The organism is Streptomyces sp. NPDC016851 (genome assembly GCF_055562795.1).
Map to the genome: position 1 here is coordinate 338788 of NZ_JBVHEP010000002.1, position 16562 is coordinate 355349.

General features: G+C 72.0%; 14 protein-coding genes. 11 read left to right on the top strand and 3 right to left on the bottom strand.

Annotated features, from left to right (window positions below; all coding sequences use genetic code 11):
* Window positions 1-8 precede the first annotated feature (8 nt).
* From ACZ3I3_RS04255 to ACZ3I3_RS04290, 8 genes are all read left to right on the top strand, one after another.
* Window positions 9-134 (top strand): hypothetical protein, encoded by a 126-nt coding sequence (locus ACZ3I3_RS04255; protein WP_467362392.1) that lies wholly within the window; start codon window positions 9-11, stop codon window positions 132-134.
* Window positions 135-298: 164 nt separating this feature from the next.
* The gene (locus ACZ3I3_RS04260; protein ID WP_467362394.1) at window positions 299-1825 is read left to right on the top strand and encodes a leucyl aminopeptidase; all 1527 of its coding nucleotides are present in this window, start codon (window positions 299-301) and stop codon (window positions 1823-1825) included.
* A gap of 304 nt (window positions 1826-2129) precedes the next feature.
* Window positions 2130-3518: a dihydrolipoyl dehydrogenase gene (lpdA, locus tag ACZ3I3_RS04265; protein ID WP_467362395.1), complete on the top strand. Its 1389-nt coding sequence runs from the start codon at window positions 2130-2132 to the stop codon at window positions 3516-3518.
* Between the two features lie 63 nt (window positions 3519-3581).
* On the top strand, window positions 3582-5390 hold the full coding sequence (gene sucB / locus ACZ3I3_RS04270) for a 2-oxoglutarate dehydrogenase, E2 component, dihydrolipoamide succinyltransferase (RefSeq protein ID WP_467362397.1): 1809 nt from the start codon (window positions 3582-3584) through the stop codon (window positions 5388-5390).
* 258 nt (window positions 5391-5648) lie between these two features.
* Window positions 5649-6272 (top strand): GntR family transcriptional regulator, encoded by a 624-nt coding sequence (locus tag ACZ3I3_RS04275; RefSeq protein WP_388057109.1) that lies wholly within the window; start codon window positions 5649-5651, stop codon window positions 6270-6272.
* A 267-nt stretch (window positions 6273-6539) separates the two neighbouring features.
* Window positions 6540-9242, top strand: a complete 2703-nt coding sequence (gene aceE / locus ACZ3I3_RS04280; protein WP_467362398.1) for a pyruvate dehydrogenase (acetyl-transferring), homodimeric type — start codon at window positions 6540-6542, stop codon at window positions 9240-9242.
* 67 nt (window positions 9243-9309) lie between these two features.
* A complete protein-coding gene (locus ACZ3I3_RS04285) occupies window positions 9310-10296 on the top strand; it encodes a helix-turn-helix transcriptional regulator (protein WP_467362399.1) in 987 nt (328 codons plus the stop codon).
* A 56-nt stretch (window positions 10297-10352) separates the two neighbouring features.
* Window positions 10353-10871, top strand: coding sequence for a DUF4240 domain-containing protein (locus ACZ3I3_RS04290; RefSeq protein WP_467362724.1), 519 nt, complete (start codon window positions 10353-10355; stop codon window positions 10869-10871).
* Here the strand turns inward: ACZ3I3_RS04290 and ACZ3I3_RS04295 are convergent.
* Together ACZ3I3_RS04295 and ACZ3I3_RS04300 are read right to left on the bottom strand one after the other, a co-directional pair.
* A complete protein-coding gene (locus ACZ3I3_RS04295; RefSeq protein WP_467362400.1) occupies window positions 10838-11032 on the bottom strand; it encodes a hypothetical protein in 195 nt (64 codons plus the stop codon). The two genes, ACZ3I3_RS04290 and ACZ3I3_RS04295, sit on opposite strands and share 34 nt — an antisense overlap.
* Entirely contained in the window at window positions 11029-11880 is an 852-nt protein-coding gene (locus ACZ3I3_RS04300; RefSeq protein ID WP_467362726.1) for a peptidoglycan recognition protein family protein, read from the bottom strand. The genes ACZ3I3_RS04295 and ACZ3I3_RS04300 overlap by 4 nt, the downstream gene beginning before the upstream one ends.
* A gap of 260 nt (window positions 11881-12140) precedes the next feature.
* On the opposite strand from ACZ3I3_RS04300, the gene ACZ3I3_RS04305 reads away from it, so the two are divergent.
* Complete coding sequence (locus ACZ3I3_RS04305) at window positions 12141-13325, top strand: MarP family serine protease (RefSeq protein ID WP_467362401.1); 1185 nt, start codon at window positions 12141-12143, stop codon at window positions 13323-13325.
* A 16-nt stretch (window positions 13326-13341) separates the two neighbouring features.
* Here the strand turns inward: ACZ3I3_RS04305 and ACZ3I3_RS04310 are convergent, their stop codons facing one another.
* Window positions 13342-13839: a GNAT family N-acetyltransferase gene (locus ACZ3I3_RS04310; protein WP_467362403.1), complete on the bottom strand. Its 498-nt coding sequence runs from the start codon at window positions 13837-13839 to the stop codon at window positions 13342-13344.
* A gap of 70 nt (window positions 13840-13909) precedes the next feature.
* On the opposite strand from ACZ3I3_RS04310, the gene ACZ3I3_RS04315 reads away from it, so the two are divergent.
* Both ACZ3I3_RS04315 and ACZ3I3_RS04320 read left to right on the top strand, forming a co-directional pair.
* Entirely contained in the window at window positions 13910-14812 is a 903-nt protein-coding gene (locus ACZ3I3_RS04315) for a TIGR01777 family oxidoreductase (RefSeq protein WP_467362404.1), read from the top strand.
* A gap of 294 nt (window positions 14813-15106) precedes the next feature.
* A complete protein-coding gene (locus tag ACZ3I3_RS04320; RefSeq protein WP_467362405.1) occupies window positions 15107-16522 on the top strand; it encodes an NAD(P)/FAD-dependent oxidoreductase in 1416 nt (471 codons plus the stop codon).
* Window positions 16523-16562 lie beyond the last annotated feature (40 nt).

Below are 16562 nucleotides of genomic sequence, written 5' to 3' on the forward strand. Positions count from 1 at the left end.
GAGGATCCGTGGAAATCATGCAAAGCGGCGAGCAGGGCGCTCACCGGATCCCGATGAGTGTGACTCAGTTCACCGGCATAAAGGATCAAGAAATGGCCACTTCGCCACCGACAGGTGAACGCCCGCAGAAATGAGCGAACACGGCCACGCGCGTAGTCTCGTCGTCGAGTGTTCGCCGCACCGGGGAAGGCCCAGTGATATCCGAACCCTGAGGTCGCAATAGGGTCGGCTGTCGGGCCCGGTCGACCCACACCGTTCGACCACAGCAACTTCACATCGGAAGCGAGATTTCACCACCGTGACTGCTCTCACTCTCAGCACCGCCGCGGCGCCCGGTCTGCGGGCCGACGCCATCGTGATCGGTGTCGCCAAGGGTGCCAAGGGGCCGGTCGTCGCGCCGGGCGCCGAGGCCGTGGACAAGGCGTACGACGGCAGGCTCGCCGGCGTTCTGGAGACCCTCGGCGCCTCCGGTGCCGAGGGCGAGGCGACGAAGCTGCCGGCGCCGTCCGGCTTCAAGGCACCGCTCGTGCTGGCGGTGGGCCTGGGCCCGGTGCCCGAGAAGGACGCCGGTTACGACACCGAGGCCCTGCGCAAGGCCGCCGGCGTCGCCGCCCGCGCTCTGGCCGGGTCCAAGAAGGCCGCCTTCGCCCTCCCCCTGACGGACGCCGCCGACGCCGGCGCGATCGGAGAGGGCGCGCTGCTCGGCGCCTACTCCTTCGACGCCTACAAGGACAACGGCAAGGACCCCAAGGCGAAGAACGGCAAGGCCCCGCTCGCCGAGGTGGCCCTGCTCGGCGGCAAGCCCCGCGACAAGGCGTACAAGGCCGCGATCGAGCGTGCCGTCGCCGTGTCCGAGGAGCTCAACCGCGCCCGCGACCTGGTCAACACCCCGCCGAACGACCTGAACCCCGAGTCGTTCGCCGCGATCGCCCAGGCCGCGGCCAAGGAGCACGGCATCAAGGTGCAGGTGCTCGACGTGAAGGCCCTGGAGAAGGGCGGCTACGGCGGCATCCTCGGCGTCGGGGCCGGCTCGGCGGCGGGCCCGCGCCTGGTGAAGCTGTCGTACACCTCCTCGAAGGCGAAGAAGAACCTCGCCTTCGTCGGCAAGGGCATCACGTACGACTCGGGCGGCATCTCGCTGAAGCCGGCCGGTCACAACGAGACGATGAAGTGCGACATGAGCGGCGCGGCCGCGGTGTTCGCCGCGGTCGTGGCGGCCGCCCGGCTGGGGCTGGAGGTCAACGTCACCGGCTGGCTGGCGCTGGCCGAGAACATGCCCTCCGGGTCCGCGACCCGTCCGGGCGACGTGCTGCGGATGTACAGCGGCAAGACGGTGGAGGTGCTCAACACCGACGCGGAGGGCCGGCTGGTGCTGGCCGACGCCCTGTGGGCGGCGTCCCAGGAGAAGCCCGACGCGATCGTGGACGTCGCGACGCTGACCGGGGCGATGGTGCTGGCGCTGGGGAACCGGACGTTCGGGATCATGGGCAACGACGACTCCTTCCGTACGGCGCTGTTCGAGGCGGCGGAGGAGGTCGGGGAGCCGGCGTGGCCGATGCCGATGCCGGAGCACCTGCGCAAGGGGATGGACTCGCCCACGGCCGACATCGCGAACATGGGCGAGCGGATGGGCGGCGGACTGGTCGCCGGGCTGTTCCTGCGCGAGTTCGTGGGCGAGGGCATCACCTGGGCGCACCTCGACATCGCCGGGCCGGCGTTCAATGAGGGCGGACCGTTCGGGTACACGCCGAAGGGCGGGACGGGCAGTGGCGTACGGACGCTGGTGCGGCTTGCAGAGCTGACGGCTTCGGGCGACCTGGGCTGAGTTCCGCCTGAGAGCTCGGTCTCGCCGGTTGTGTGGCGAGTGCGGGGGCGTGGGGGCTGTTCGCGCAGTTCCCCGCGCCCCTTCGGGGCACGACCCCGCCGTCCGTCATCCTTCAGGGCGCGTCTCATCTGAACGTGGGGCGTCTCACACAGCAGCCCGGCGTCTCCTTCTGTGCTGACAAGTGCGAAGATGGGGCTCGGCAGGACAGGGCCCCACCGAAGGGCCGAAGAACGAGCGGCCGGACACCAGCCGCCTGCCGGTCAGTGAAGACCGGCGTACGGCGCACATGCATGGAGGACGTGACGTGGCGAACGACGCCAGCACCGTTTTCGACCTAGTGATCCTCGGCGGTGGCAGCGGTGGTTACGCCGCGGCCCTGCGCGGGGCGCAGCTGGGCCTGGACGTCGCCCTGATCGAGAAGGACAAGGTCGGCGGCACCTGCCTGCACCGAGGTTGCATCCCCACCAAGGCCCTGCTGCACGCGGGTGAGATCGCCGACCAGGCCCGCGAGAGCGAGCAGTTCGGTGTGAAGGCGACCCTCGAGGGCATCGACATCGCCGGCGTCCACAAGTACAAGGACGGCGTGGTCGCCGGCCTCTACAAGGGGCTCCAGGGGCTCGTCGCCTCCCGCAAGGTGACCTACATCGAGGGTGAGGGACGGCTGTCCTCCCCGACCTCCGTCGACGTGAACGGCCGGCGTGTCCAGGGCCGCCACGTGCTCCTCGCGACCGGCTCCGTGCCGAAGTCGCTGCCCGGCCTGGAGATCGACGGCGACCGGATCATCTCCTCGGACCACGCCCTCGTCCTGGACCGTGTGCCGAAGTCCGCGATCATCCTCGGCGGCGGTGTCATCGGCGTCGAGTTCGCCTCCGCGTGGAAGTCCTTCGGCACCGACGTCACCATCGTCGAGGGCCTGAAGCACCTCGTCCCGGTCGAGGACGAGAACTCCTCCAAGCTGCTGGAGCGCGCCTTCCGCAAGCGCGGCATCAAGTTCAACCTGGGCACGTTCTTCGAGAAGGCCGAGTACACGCAGGACGGCGTCAAGGTCACCCTCGCCGACGGCAAGGAGTTCGAGGCCGAGGTCCTGCTCGTCGCCATCGGCCGCGGCCCGGTCTCCCAGGGCCTGGGCTACGAGGAGCAGGGCGTCGCCATGGACCGCGGCTACGTCCTGGTCGACGAGTACATGCGCACGAACGTGCCGACCGTCTCCGCCGTCGGTGACCTGGTCCCGACCCTCCAGCTCGCGCACGTCGGCTTCGCCGAGGGCATCCTGGTGGCGGAGCGTCTGGCCGGTCTCAAGACCGTTCCGATCGACTACGACGGTGTCCCGCGGGTGACGTACTGCCACCCGGAGGTCGCCTCCGTCGGCATCACCGAGGCCAAGGCCAAGGAGATCTACGGCGCGGACAAGGTCGTCGCTCTGAAGTACAACCTCGCGGGCAACGGCAGGAGCAAGATCCTGAACACCGCGGGCGAGATCAAGCTCGTCCAGGTCAAGGACGGTGCCGTCGTCGGCGTCCACATGGTCGGCGACCGCATGGGCGAGCAGGTCGGCGAAGCCCAGCTGATCTACAACTGGGAGGCGCTGCCGGCCGAGGTCGCGCAGCTCATCCACGCCCACCCGACGCAGAGCGAGGCGCTCGGCGAGGCCCACCTGGCCCTGGCCGGCAAGCCCCTCCACGCGCACGACTGACCCCTCGGTCGACGAACGCGACGACACAGACTTCCGCACTTTCCGTAAGGAGCAACCGAAACCATGGCGGTTTCCGTAACCCTTCCGGCGCTCGGAGAGAGCGTCACCGAGGGCACTGTCACTCGCTGGCTGAAGGCCGAGGGTGAGCGCGTCGAGGCCGACGAGCCGCTGCTCGAGGTGTCGACCGACAAGGTCGACACCGAGATCCCCTCGCCCGCCGCCGGTGTCCTGGCCTCCATCAAGGTCGCCGAGGACGAGACGGTCGAGGTCGGCGCCGAGCTGGCCGTGATCGACGACGGCACGGGCGCGCCCGCTGCCGCCCCGGCCCCGGCCGCCGAGCAGGTCGCCGAGCCCGCTCCCGAGCCGGCCGCGGCCGCCCCGTCCACCGAGCAGGCCGCCCCGGCGCCCGCTCCCACCGCCGACGCCGCTGCCGGCGGCGGCTCCGCCGAGGGCACGGACGTGGTCCTGCCCGCGCTCGGCGAGTCCGTCACCGAGGGCACCGTCACCCGCTGGCTGAAGTCGGTCGGTGACAGCGTCGAGGCCGACGAGCCGCTGCTCGAGGTCTCCACCGACAAGGTCGACACCGAGATCCCGGCGCCCGCCTCGGGCACGCTGCTGGAGATCGTGGTCGGCGAGGACGAGACCGCCGAGGTCGGCGCCAAGCTCGCCGTCATCGGCGAGGCGGGTGCCGCTCCGGCCGCCGCCCCGGCGCAGGAGGCCCCGGCCGCCCCGGCCCAGCCCGAGCCCACCCCGGCCCCGACTCCGACTCCGGCTCCGGCTCCGGCTCCGGCTCCGGCGCAGCCCGCCCCGGCTCCGCAGGCCCCGTCGGCTCCGGCCCCGCAGCAGCAGGTCACCCCGGCTCCCGACCCGGCCCCGGCTGCTCCCGAGCCGGCTCCGGCCCAGGCCCCGGCCGCTCCGGCCGCCGCCAAGCCGGCCGACGACGGTGCCTACGTCACCCCGCTGGTGCGCAAGCTCGCCGCCGAGAACGGCGTCGACCTGTCCACCGTCAAGGGCACCGGTGTCGGCGGCCGTATCCGCAAGCAGGACGTCATGGCCGCCGCCGAGGCCGCCAAGGCCGCCGCCGCTGCTCCGGCCCCTGCCGCCGCCGCTCCGGCCGCCGCCAAGAAGGCCCCGGTACTGGAGGCGTCCCCGCTGCGCGGCCAGACCATCAAGATGCCGCGGATCCGCAAGGTCATCGGCGACAACATGGTCAAGGCCCTGCACGAGCAGGCCCAGCTGTCCTCGGTGGTCGAGGTCGACGTCACCCGCCTGATGAAGCTGCGCGGCCGGGCGAAGGACTCCTTCGCCGCCCGCGAGGGCGTCAAGCTCTCCCCGATGCCGTTCTTCGTCAAGGCCGCGGCCCAGGCGCTGAAGGCGCACGCGCCCATCAACGCCAAGATCAACGAGGCCGAGGGGACCATCACCTACTTCGACACCGAGAACATCGGTATCGCGGTGGACTCCGAGAAGGGCCTGATGACCCCGGTCATCAAGAACGCCGGTGACCTCAACCTCGCCGGTATCGCCAAGGCCACGGCCGAGCTGGCGGGCAAGGTCCGCGCCAACAAGATCACCCCGGACGAGCTGTCCGGCGCGACCTTCACCATCTCCAACACCGGGTCGCGCGGCGCGCTCTTCGACACGATCATCGTGCCCCCGGGCCAGGTCGCGATCCTCGGCATCGGCGCCACGGTCAAGCGCCCCGCCGTCATCGAGACGGAGGACGGCCCGGTCATCGGCGTCCGCGACATGACGTACCTGACCCTGTCCTACGACCACCGCCTGGTGGACGGCGCCGACGCGGCCCGTTACCTGACGGCGGTCAAGGCCATCCTGGAAGCGGGCGAGTTCGAGGTCGAGCTCGGCCTCTGACCCCCACGCCGGTACGGCTGTACGGTGCCCCCGCTCGGATATCTCCGGGCGGGGGCGCTTTGCTTGGGGGCGCGGGGAACTGCGCGACAAGCCACGAACGATCCGCAGCCGCCCACAGACCGAACGGACCGAGCTCCAAGGCGCGCCACACGCACCATGTGCAACTCGTCTCACCTGCGTGAAAGCACACTCGTCAGTCTCACCCGCGGAGCGACCCGGCCGTATTGTCTAAGCGTCAATCCCGACTGAGGAGCCTTCATGACCGCGCCCGTCATCCACTCGCTGCGCGAGCAGATCCGCGAGCACATCCTGGAGGGGATCATCAGCGGACGGTGGCAGCCGGGCGAGCGGATCGTGGAGCGCCGCATCGCGACCGAACTGGAGGTCAGCCAGACCCCGGTCCGCGAGGCCCTGCGCGAGCTCGAGTCCCTGCGCCTGATCGAGTCGGCTCCGAACAAGGGCGTCCGCGTCAGGAACCTGACCGCCGCCGACCTGGAGGAGAGCTACCCGGTCCGGGCCGGCCTGGAGGCCATCGCGGCGGAACTGGCGGCCCAGAGCCTGTCCGAGGACTGCTCGGCCCTGGAACCCCACGTCAGCGCCCTGTACGAGGCCGACCGCGTGTCCGACGGCACGGCCCAGGTCCGCCACACCGTCGCCTTCCACCGCGAACTGGTCCGCGCGGCGGGCAACTCCGTCCTGCTGCACACCTGGGAAGGCCTCGGCATCGAGGTGTTCACGGCCCTGTCGATCCGCTGGCTGGGCACGCAGCAGCAGTCGTACGCCGAGGAGCACGAGGAGCTGGTCGCCGCGTTCAAGCGCCGCGACCCCCGGATCGCGGAACTGGTGAAGGCGCACGTCCTGGGCTGCGCGCCCCGGGCGTGACACCCGAGCGCACCCCCGCTCAAACGCCTCTCACCTGCGAAAACCCACAGAAACGCCGTCACCGCGTGCCACCGCCGAAGGCACCCCGTGCCTACTTTCTCGTGATCAAGAGGTTTTCTCCCTCAACCCTTTGATCGATCATCGATCAGCGAGTTACAGTCGCCGACGGGCTTGCCACCCAAGCTCCAGCCCTGTCCTGCCAAAGACAAAGGGCACCCCCGATCCCCTTACGTGAGGGAACCCCCTTCGACTGAGGAAGGCGGCGACATGACCGACCCCAACGCCATCCAGCCGAGCGAGCTCGACCAGCTCCCGGACCGGGACCCGGAGGAGACCGCCGAATGGCAGGCCTCCCTGGACGCGGTGACCGAGGCGGCCGGGCCGCACCGTGCCGCGTACCTGATGCGGCGCACGCTGGAGCGTGCCGAGGGCGCCGGCATCGCGCTGCCGAAGCTCCTGGAGACGGACTACGTCAACTCCATCCCCACCGCCGCCGAGCCGGCCGTGCCCGGTGACGAGGCGATGGAGCAGCGGATCACCGCGTGGAACCGCTGGAACGCGGCCGCGATGGTCACCCGGGGCAGCAAGTACGGCGTCGGCGGCCACATCGCCACCTTCGCCTCCGCCGCCTGGCTGTACGAGACCGGCTTCAACCACTTCTTCAAAGGCAAAGAGGCCGACGGCTCCGGCGACCAGCTCTACATCCAGGGCCACGCCTCCCCCGGCATCTACGCCCGCGCGTTCCTCGACGGCCGTCTGACCGAGGAGCAGCTCGACAACTTCCGCCGCGAGTCGGGCGGCAACGGCCTGCCCTCCTACCCGCACCCGCGCCGCCTGCCCTGGCTGTGGGAGTTCCCGACGGTGTCGATGGGCCTCGGCCCGCTCTCCGCCATCTACCAGGCGCGGTTCAACCGCTACCTCACCAACCGCGGCATCAAGGACACCTCCGCCTCGCACGTGTGGGCGTTCCTCGGTGACGGCGAGATGGACGAGCCCGAGTCGACGGCGGCCCTCGCGCTGGCGGCCCGTGAGGAGCTGGACAACCTCACGTTCGTCATCAACTGCAACCTGCAGCGCCTCGACGGCCCGGTCCGCGCCAACTTCAAGATCGTGCAGGAGCTGGAGGCCCAGTTCCGCGGCGCCGGCTGGAACGTCATCAAGACGCTCTGGGGCACGGCCTGGGACGAGCTGTTCCAGCTCGACACCACGGGCGCGCTCGTACGCCGCCTGCGCCAGGTACCGGACGCGCAGATCCAGACGTACCAGACCCGCGACGCGGCCTACATCCGCCAGGACTTCTTCGGCGGCGACCCGGCGCTGGCGGAGATGGCGAAGCTGCTGAGCGACGACAAGATCCTCGAGTGCTTCCACTTCTCGCGCGGCGGTCACGAGGCGCGCAAGGTGTACGCCGCGTACAAGGCGGCCGTCGAGCACAAGGGCGCGCCGACCGTGATCCTGGCCCAGACGGTCAAGGGCCACACCCTCGGCGAGGGCTTCGCGTCGAAGAACGCCAACCACCAGATGAAGAAGCTGACGGTGGACGAGTTCAAGAACATGCGCGACCTGCTCGGCCTGCCGATCAAGGACAGCGACTTCGTCGACGGCGTGGTCCCCTACGGCCACCCGGGCGCCGACTCCCCCGAGGTCCGCTACCTCCAGGAGCGGCGTGCCGCCCTCGGCGGTCCGGCCCCGGCCCGCCGGGTCCACCCGGTCGCGCCGCTGCCCGCCCCGGCGGAGAAGGCGTTCGCCTCCTTCGACAAGGGCTCCGGCTCGCAGAACGTGGCCACCACCATGGCGTTCGTCCGTCTGGTGAAGGACCTGGTCCGCGACAAGGAGACCGGCAAGCGCTGGGTTCCGATCGTCCCGGACGAGGCGCGTACTTTCGGTATGGAGAGCCTCTTCCCGTCGCTCGGCATCTACTCGCCGAAGGGCCAGACGTACGAGCCGGTCGACCGCGACCAGCTGATGTACTACAAGGAGGCCCAGAACGGCCAGATCCTCAACGAGGGGATCACCGAGGCCGGTTCGATGGCCGACTTCATCGCCGCCTCGACGTCGTACGCGACGCACGGCGAGACGATGATCCCGTTCTACATCTTCTACTCGATGTTCGGCTGGCAGCGCACGGCCGACCAGATGTGGCAGCTCGGCGACCAGCTCGGCCGCGGCTTCCTCGTGGGCGCCACGGCGGGCCGTACGACGCTGACCGGTGAGGGCCTCCAGCACGCCGACGGCCACTCCCCCGTCATCGCCGCGACGAACCCGGCGGCGCTGACGTACGACCCGGCGTTCGCGTACGAGGTCGCGGCCATCGTCAAGGAGGGCCTGCGCCGGATGTACGGCGAGGCGGCCCCGGGTGAGGACCAGAACGTCTTCTACTACCTGACGGTCTACAACGAACCGCTGCCGCAGCCCGCGAAGCCGTCCGTCGACGGCATCGACGAGGGCATCGTCAAGGGCCTGTACCGCTTCAACACGGCGGAGTCGGCGGGCATCACGCCCCCGGCCAACGCCCCGCGGATCCAGCTGCTCGGCTCCGGTACGGCGATCCACTGGGCGCTCAAGGCCCAACAGCTCCTGGCCGAGGAGTGGGGCGTGGCGGCCGACGTCTGGTCGGCGACCTCCTGGAGCGAGCTGCGCCGGGACGCCCTGGAGGCGGACGAGGCCCTGCTGCGCGGCGAGGAGCGGATGCCGTTCGTCCGGCAGGCGCTCCAGGGTGCCGAGGGCCCGGTGCTGGCGGTCTCCGACTACATGCGCCAGGTCCCGGACCAGATCGCGCAGTGGGTCGAGCAGGACTGGTCCTCGCTGGGCGCCGACGGCTTCGGCCTCTCGGACACCCGTGAGGCGGCCCGCCGCCACTTCGGTGTCGACGCCGAGTCGATCGTCGTCGCGGCCCTGGCCCAGCTCGCGGGGCGCGGCGAGGTCAAGGCGACGGCCGTGAAGGAAGCGCGCGCGAAGTACGGCCTGTAAGGCCTTACAGGCTGTCCGGTAGGAGGCTCCCGCTGCGGCGGGGGCCTCCTGCTGCATGATGTGGTCCATGCGCGCTGCCCGGCTCATCAAGATGGTGCTGCTGCTCCAGTCCCGGCCCTCCATGACGGCCGCCGAGCTCGCCCGTGAGCTGGAGGTGTCGGAGCGGACGGTCACCCGGGACGCCCAGGCGCTGTCGGAGGCGGGAGTGCCGGTGTACGCGGACCGGGGCCGGGTCGGCGGGTACCGGCTGGTCGGCGGGTACCGTACGCGGCTGACCGGGCTGCACCGCAGCGAGGCCGAGGCCCTGTTCCTGTCCGGGGTGCCGGGCGCGCTGCGCGAGATGGGGTTGGAGGACGCCGCCTCGGCGGCCCGGCTGAAGGTGTCGGCCGCCCTGCTGCCCTCCCTGCGGGACGCGTCCAGGACGGCGGCGCAGCGGTTCCACCTGGACGCCCCGAACTGGTTCAGGGAGCCGGAGACGCCCGTGCTGCTGCCGGCGGTCGCCGACGCCGTGTGGGACGACCGGCGGATCACCGCGCGCTACCGGCGCGGTGAGGACGAGGTCGTCCGGGAGCTGGAGCCGTACGGGCTCGTGCTGAAGGCGGGCGTCTGGTACCTGTGCGCACGGGTGGCCGGGGGCGGGTCCTTCCGGGTGTACCGGATCGACCGGTTCACGGCGGTGGACGCGGGCGAGGAGCGCTTCGAGCGGGAGCCGGATTTCGATCTGCCGGCCTTCTGGGAGGAGCGGGCGGAGCAGTTCGCGCGGTCCATCCTGCGGGCCCGGGTCGTGGTCCGGCTGTCCCCCGACGGTGTACGCAGGCTGCCGCACGCCCTCGACTCCCTGTCCGCCCGTGAGGCCCTGGCGGAGGCGGACGCCCCGGACGGCGACGGCTGGGTGACGGTGGCCCTGCCGGTGGAGTCCGAGGAGGTCGCCCACACCCAGTTGACGGCGCTGGGCCCGGAGGTGGAGGTACTGGCGCCGGAGAGCCTGCGCGAGCGGTTCGCCGGGGACGCGCTGCGGCTGGCCGGGCTGTACCACCCGCGGGACGGCGTATAACGATCCCGCGCACTCCGGGTGCGCCCCCGTGCCCCAGGCCCGATGCTGGACCCGTGATGGACGAGACGGAGTTCTGGGAGCTGGTGGACGACGCCCGGGAGGCCGCCGAGGGCGACCCGGAGGAGCAGGCCGACCTGCTCGTGGAGCGGCTCGCGCAGAAGGACCCGGACTCGGTCCTGGACTTCGCCCGGCACTTCGAGTCCCGCTACAACCGGGCCTACCGCTGGGATCTGTGGGGCGCCGCCTGGGTGCTGCTGGACGGGGCGAGCGACGACGCCTTCGACTTCTTCCGCTGCTGGCTGATCGGCCAGGGCCGCCATGTCTTCGAGGGCGCCGTGCACGACCCGGACTCGCTCGCCGATCTGCTGGACGACTTCGACGAGGAGATCGACGGCGACGGCGAGGAGCTCGGCTACGCGGCGGACGAGGCCTACGAGCAGCTCACCGGCACGGTCGCCCCCGATCTGGGGATCCCGCCCGCGCCCCCGGAACCGGAGGGCACCCCGCTCGACTTCGAGAACGAGGACTTGCTCGCCGAGCGCTATCCCCGGCTGTGGGAGCGCTTCAGGGGCTGACCGACCGCGTGGTGCAGCGGGGCGGCGTTGGCCTGGTCGAGGGCGGACGCGGTGGCCGCGGGCGGTCCCAGGACGACGGTCGCGACCTCGCGGAGCACCGCCCAGGGTCCGCGGGTGACCCCGGCCCGGATCCCCGGGTTCCTCGTACGACCGTTGTTCATGGTCCCCACCTCCAGTCGGCTGCCCGTGGTGGTGACCGTAGGGCGCCGGGATCTGAGGCCCCTGCGCGCCGGCTGTGGCCTTCCTGTGGGCCCGTCGGCCGGCCCTGCAACCGGGCGGCCAGCTGCCTGATCTCGGGCAGTCTGGCGTGCAGGGCGGCGCCCGGGCAGCTGGTCATGTAGCCGTCGTTGTGGCCGGCGAGGGCGGGCAGCTTCGCGGTGGTGCCGGCCGCGTACCGGCTCAGGCCGTTGCTGGAGACCAGGCGGACGCGCGCCCGCGGGTCGGTGCCGGTCAGGCCGAGCTTCCAGGCGGACAGCGCGGCGATGGCGTGGATCATCGCCCGGGGTACGGGCATGCCCGCGGTGAAGGTGCCGAGGGCGGCGATTCCGGTGGTGCGGTGGTTGAAGCCCTGGGTGTGGGCGCCGGTGACGGCCCGCTCGACGCCGCCCGCGCGGCCCTCGTAGACGGTGCCGCAGCGGTCGACGACGAAGTTGTAGCCGATGTCGTCCCAGGCGCGGGTACCGGTCTGGCCGGTGTACAGGTCCCGCAGGATGCGGGGCGCGTCGGCGCAGTCGTAGCCGTTGGGCGAGTCGGTGTGGTGGACGAAGACGGCGGCGACCCGGTCGTCGTAGCGCGGGCGGGGCTGCTTGCGGGCGGCGTCGCCCAGCCACTGCGATCTCGGCACGATGTGCGGGCGCGGGGCGGTGTAGGGCGTGCCGGCGGGGCGGTGCGCGGCCGGGCGGGCGCCGGTCTCGGCGGCGTTCTCGACGCCATGGGCGCACAGCACCAGTGCCACGACGGCGGCGACGCCCGGCAGGCAGCCGAGCAGCACCCGGGCCGCGCGCGGCATACCGGCTATGCCGGGTGCCCCGGCGGCGCGGCGCCCGCGCGTACCCCGCCGTCTTCGCAAGACACGCATGGACCCACTGTCGGCCTGATCCGGTCCGTCCGCGATGTGTGATGTGCCACCTGGTGGAACCATCGTCACGGTCCGCGACGTTTTTCCGAGTGCACGCGCACGTGGCCGGTTCTGATCATTCACGCGCGTGTGACTGATCACCGGGCCCTTCCCCCACGTACTAAGGGGTTCCGACAGAAAGGCGGCGTTGCGTGGACCTGCTCGACATCCTGCTGTTGCTGGTGGTCCTGGCCTATGCGGCGTCCGGCTACCGGCGCGGGCTGGTGGCCGGCTGTGTGTCGCTGGCGGGCTTCGTGGGCGGTGCGGTCGTCGGCGTGTGGATCCTGCCGTGGGTGATGGACCTGGTGCCGCCCGGTTCGACCCGTGCGACGGTGACGGCGGTGCTGACGGTGCTGCTCCCGGCGGTGGTGGGTCACGAACTGGCGGGGCGTCTCGCGCTCCGGCTGCGGCGGGAGCTGGACCGGGGGCCGCTGCGGGTGGCGGACGGGATCGGCGGGGCCGTGGCCAACTCGGTCGCGGTCCTGATCGTGGCCTGGGTGGCCGCGAGCGTCCTGGGCGCGTCCTCGTCACCGCTGGTCACGTCGGCGATCCGGGACTCCCGGCTGCTCGGCGCGGTGCAGGAGACGATGCCGGACACCACCCCGGCCTGGTTCTCGCGGGCCACGTCGGCGCTGACCGAGGCGGGCTTCCCGCAGGTCTTCAACCCCTTCGAGAACGAGTCGACCGCCGAGGTCGCCGCCCCCTCCGGCGACAGCGTCACGGCGGCCGCCACGAACGCCGCCAAGCTGAGCACGGTCAAGGTCGAGGGCGTCGCGGGCACGCAGGGCCGCGAGGGCAGCGGGTTCGTGTACGCGCGGGAGCACGTGATGACCAACGCCCACGTGGTGGCGGGCATCGACGAGCCGACCGTGCAGATCGGCGGGGTCGGGCGGACGTACGAGGCGCGGGTGGTGCTCTTCGACCCGCAGAAGGACGTGGCCGTGCTGTACGCGCCGGGCCTGAAGGCGCCCGTGCTGCGGTTCGACGACACCGCCGAGCGCGGCGACTCGGCGGTGGTCGCCGGCTATCCGCAGGACGGCGACCTGAACCTCCAGGCGGCGACGGTCGCGAACCGGGTCCGGGCGACGGGCCAGAACATCTACAACGACGACACGGTCACCCGCGAGATCTACTCGATCCGTTCCACGGTCCGCCCCGGCAACTCCGGCGGGCCTCTCCTGACGACGGACGGCCGGGTCTTCGGCGTGGTCTTCGCCCGCTCCACCTCGGACGCCGAGACGGGCTACGTGCTGACGGCGGCCGAGGTCTCCTCCGAAGCCGAGCGCGCGGCGAACGCGACGGCACCGGTGGACACGGGCGAGCTGGCCGCGTCCTAAGCGCCCCGGCACCGGCTCAGAGGAAACGTCCCATCAGCACGTCGTCCACGTACTGCCCGTCGAGCCGGAACTCCTCGGGCAGGACTCCCTCCACCACGAATCCCTCGGCCTCGTAGAGCTTGCGGGCCGGGGTGTTGTGGGCGAGGACGCGCAGGGTGAGGCGGCGGGCACCGCGCCGGCGGGCCTCGTCCACGGCGGCCCGGACGAGGGCCCGTCCGACGCCCCGGCCGCGCGCCTCCTCCGAGACGACGAGGCCCTGGATCTGCCGGACGTGCCGGTTGGAGTCGACCGGCGTCGGGAAGCCGAGGTGGAGGTAGCCCGCCAGGCGGTCACCGAGTTCGGCGACCAGGCAGTCGTCGGGGGCGTGCCGCTCGCTGAAGAACGGCGGGTGCGGCGGCTGCGGCTCGGGCCCCACCGCGTGCAGGTGCGACCACGCGAGCCGGTCCAGCAGGGCCAGCCCTTCGCCGTCATCGGGCGTGGCGAGGCGTATACGGAGATCACGGGACTCGGGCATGGCGTCACCCTACGGCGATGGCTTGTGGCCGTACCCCGGATTTATGGCGGCGGCGGGCAGGATGGGGCCCATGGAACGCTCACGAATCGCAGTGGCCGGTGCGTCCGGTCTCATCGGCGGCGCCCTGGTGCGGTCCCTGACCGCGGACGGGCACGAGGTGCTGCGCCTCGTACGCCACGCCCCCCGGGCCGCGGACGAGGTCCGCTGGGACCCCGAGGGCGGGCGGGTGGACGCGGCCGGGCTGGCCGGGTGCGACGCGGTGGTGAACCTGGCCGGTGCGGGGGTGGGCAACCGCCGCTGGACGGACGCCTACAAGCAGCGGATCCGCGACAGCAGGGTGAACGGCACGGCAGCGCTCGCCCGCGCTGTCGCCTCCCTGGACGAGCAGGACCGGCCGCGGGTCTTCGTGAACGGCAGCGCCATGGGCTACTACGGCGAGACCGGGGACCGGGCCGTCGACGAGAGCGCGCCGGCGGGCGAGGGGTTCCTGCCCGAGCTGTGCGTGGAGTGGGAGGCCGCCACCGCAGCGGCCCAGGAGGCCGGTGTCCGCACGGTGTTCATCCGGACCGGGCTGGTCGTGTCCCGCGAGGGCGGTGCGTGGGGGCGGCTGTTCCCGCTGTTCCGGGCCGGGCTCGGCGGGCGGATGGGCGACGGGCGGCAGTACTGGTCGTTCATCGCGCTGCACGACGAGGTCGCCGCGATCCGGCATCTCATCGACACCGACGGCCTGTCCGGGCCGTTCAACCTCACCGCCCCGAACCCGCTGACGAACCGTGAGATCACTGCGGCGATGGGGCGCGTGCTGCACCGCCCGACACTGTTCGCGGTGCCCGCGCCCGTCCTGCAGGCCGTGCTCGGCGAGATGGCCGGGGATGTGCTCGGCAGCGCCCGGGTCCTGCCGACGCGACTGCTGGAGTCGGGGTTCCGGTTCGCCTTCCCGGAGATCGAGGGGGCGATCCGGGCGGCGTTGTGACGCACCCGGTCAGGACAGCCGACCGACTGCCGACCGACCGCCGACCGACTGCCGATCAATGCCGATCAATGCCGACCGACTGTTCCGAGACAGCCCCTCGTGCCGCACACCAGCCCCCTGTGACCACTTCACGCCCACAAGGAGTCCGTATGCGACCGCTGTGCGACCGTGCCCTGTCGATGCGCGACTCCCCCTGACCGATCACGGCCCTACGCTCGACCAGAACTCGCGTATCCCTGGGGCCTGTTGAGGGCATGACGTCTCCAGCGCCCGCGCAACCTCGAGGAGGGGCACGTGCTTGAGCCCGCTTACCAGGCGGACGTGGTCGTCGTGGGGGCCGGGGTCGCCGGACTCTCGGCCGCGCACCGGCTGACCAGCGCAGGAGTGACGACCATGGTCCTGGAGGCCGCCGACGGGGTCGGCGGCCGGATGGCGACGGAGAAGGTCGACGGCTTCCGGCTCGACAGAATCGGCCAGTTGCTGTCCACGGCATACCCGGAACTACGGCTGACACCCGGCCTCGGCACCCTCGTGCTGCGCCCCTTCTCGCCCGGGGTCCTGCTGCACGGCGACGGACGCCACCATCGCGCGGGCGTCCAGGCGGGCACAGGGGGCGCACGGGGCGCACTGCACGCTGTGCGCGCCCTGGCGAGCGCTCCCCGGTCGCCGTCCGCGCCCAGGCCGTCCAGGAGGCCGGTGCGGCCGGTGGCGGTGCCCGGTCGGCAGGTCTCGGTACCCCGCAGCCGGTCCGGCGCGCCGCTGGGCACTGCCGTCGACCAGGCCCGCCTGGGTGCCGCCCTGACCCGGCTGGCCGGTACCCCGGCCGAACGGCTGCTGGCCCGCCCGGAGCTGCCCGCCGGTGAGGCCCTGGCGGCTCGCGGGCTGCCGGCCCGGACGATCGACGGCTTCCTGCGTCCGCTGCTGGCCGCCCTGCTGTGCGACCCGGACCTGACGACGTCCAGCCGGTGCGCGGACCTCGCGCTGCGCGCCTTCGCGGGCGGCCGGCTGTGTCTGCCGGAGGGCGGCGCCGAGGCCCTGCCGGAGCTGCTGGCGAGCACGCTGCCGCCGGGCACCGTGCACACCGGCGTGCGCGTCACCTCCGTCTCCACGACCTCGGTGACCACCGCCGAGCACGGGGAGATCCGGTGCCGGGCGGTGCTGGTGGCGACGGGCGCCAGGGCCGCGGCCGAGTTGCTGCCCGGGTTGCGGGTGCCGGACTTCCATCCGGTGACGGTGGTGCATCACACGACGGACGAACCGCCGGGGACGGGGGCGTCCTTGCTGCTCGACGCGGATCTCGGCGGGCCGGTCGCGCATACGGCTGTGGTCAGCCGGGTCGATCCGTCCCGTGCTCCGGCGGGGCGGGCGCTGGTGTCCTCGACGGTGCTGGGGCGGCCGCCGGGGGATGTCGACACGGCCGTGCGGATGCATCTGGCGCGGCTGTACGGGGTGTCGACGGCTCGGTGGGAGACGTTGGCCGTGCACCACACGGCGGAGGCCGTGCCCGCGATGCGGCCGCCGCATGATCTGCGGCGGCCGGTGCGGTTGCTGGCCGGGCTGTATGTGTGTGGGGATCACCGGGATACCAGTACGGTCCAGGGCGCTCTGCACTCCGGGCACCGGGCGTCCGCGGCGATCTTGGCGGACTTGGGGGCCGGGCGGTCGATGCATGTTGCCGATCCGCTGCCGACGGTGCCGCGGGCTGCGTAGGTGGTTCGTCGGGTGCGGGTGCGCGGGGGTTGTTCGCGCA

Excerpts from the sequence above, each read along its gene's own strand:
- sucB (WP_467362397.1), top strand. The coding sequence starts at position 3,582 with ATGGCGGTTTCCGTAACCCTTCCGGCGCTCGGAGAGAGCGTCACCGAG.
- ACZ3I3_RS04275 (WP_388057109.1), top strand. The coding sequence starts at position 5,649 with ATGACCGCGCCCGTCATCCACTCGCTGCGCGAGCAGATCCGCGAGCAC.
- aceE (WP_467362398.1), top strand. The coding sequence starts at position 6,540 with ATGACCGACCCCAACGCCATCCAGCCGAGCGAGCTCGACCAGCTCCCG.
- ACZ3I3_RS04285 (WP_467362399.1), top strand. The coding sequence starts at position 9,310 with ATGCGCGCTGCCCGGCTCATCAAGATGGTGCTGCTGCTCCAGTCCCGG.
- ACZ3I3_RS04290 (WP_467362724.1), top strand. The coding sequence starts at position 10,353 with ATGGACGAGACGGAGTTCTGGGAGCTGGTGGACGACGCCCGGGAGGCC.
- ACZ3I3_RS04295 (WP_467362400.1), bottom strand. The coding sequence starts at position 11,032 with ATGAACAACGGTCGTACGAGGAACCCGGGGATCCGGGCCGGGGTCACC.
- ACZ3I3_RS04300 (WP_467362726.1), bottom strand. The coding sequence starts at position 11,880 with ATGCCGCGCGCGGCCCGGGTGCTGCTCGGCTGCCTGCCGGGCGTCGCC.
- ACZ3I3_RS04310 (WP_467362403.1), bottom strand. The coding sequence starts at position 13,839 with ATGCCCGAGTCCCGTGATCTCCGTATACGCCTCGCCACGCCCGATGAC.
- ACZ3I3_RS04315 (WP_467362404.1), top strand. The coding sequence starts at position 13,910 with ATGGAACGCTCACGAATCGCAGTGGCCGGTGCGTCCGGTCTCATCGGC.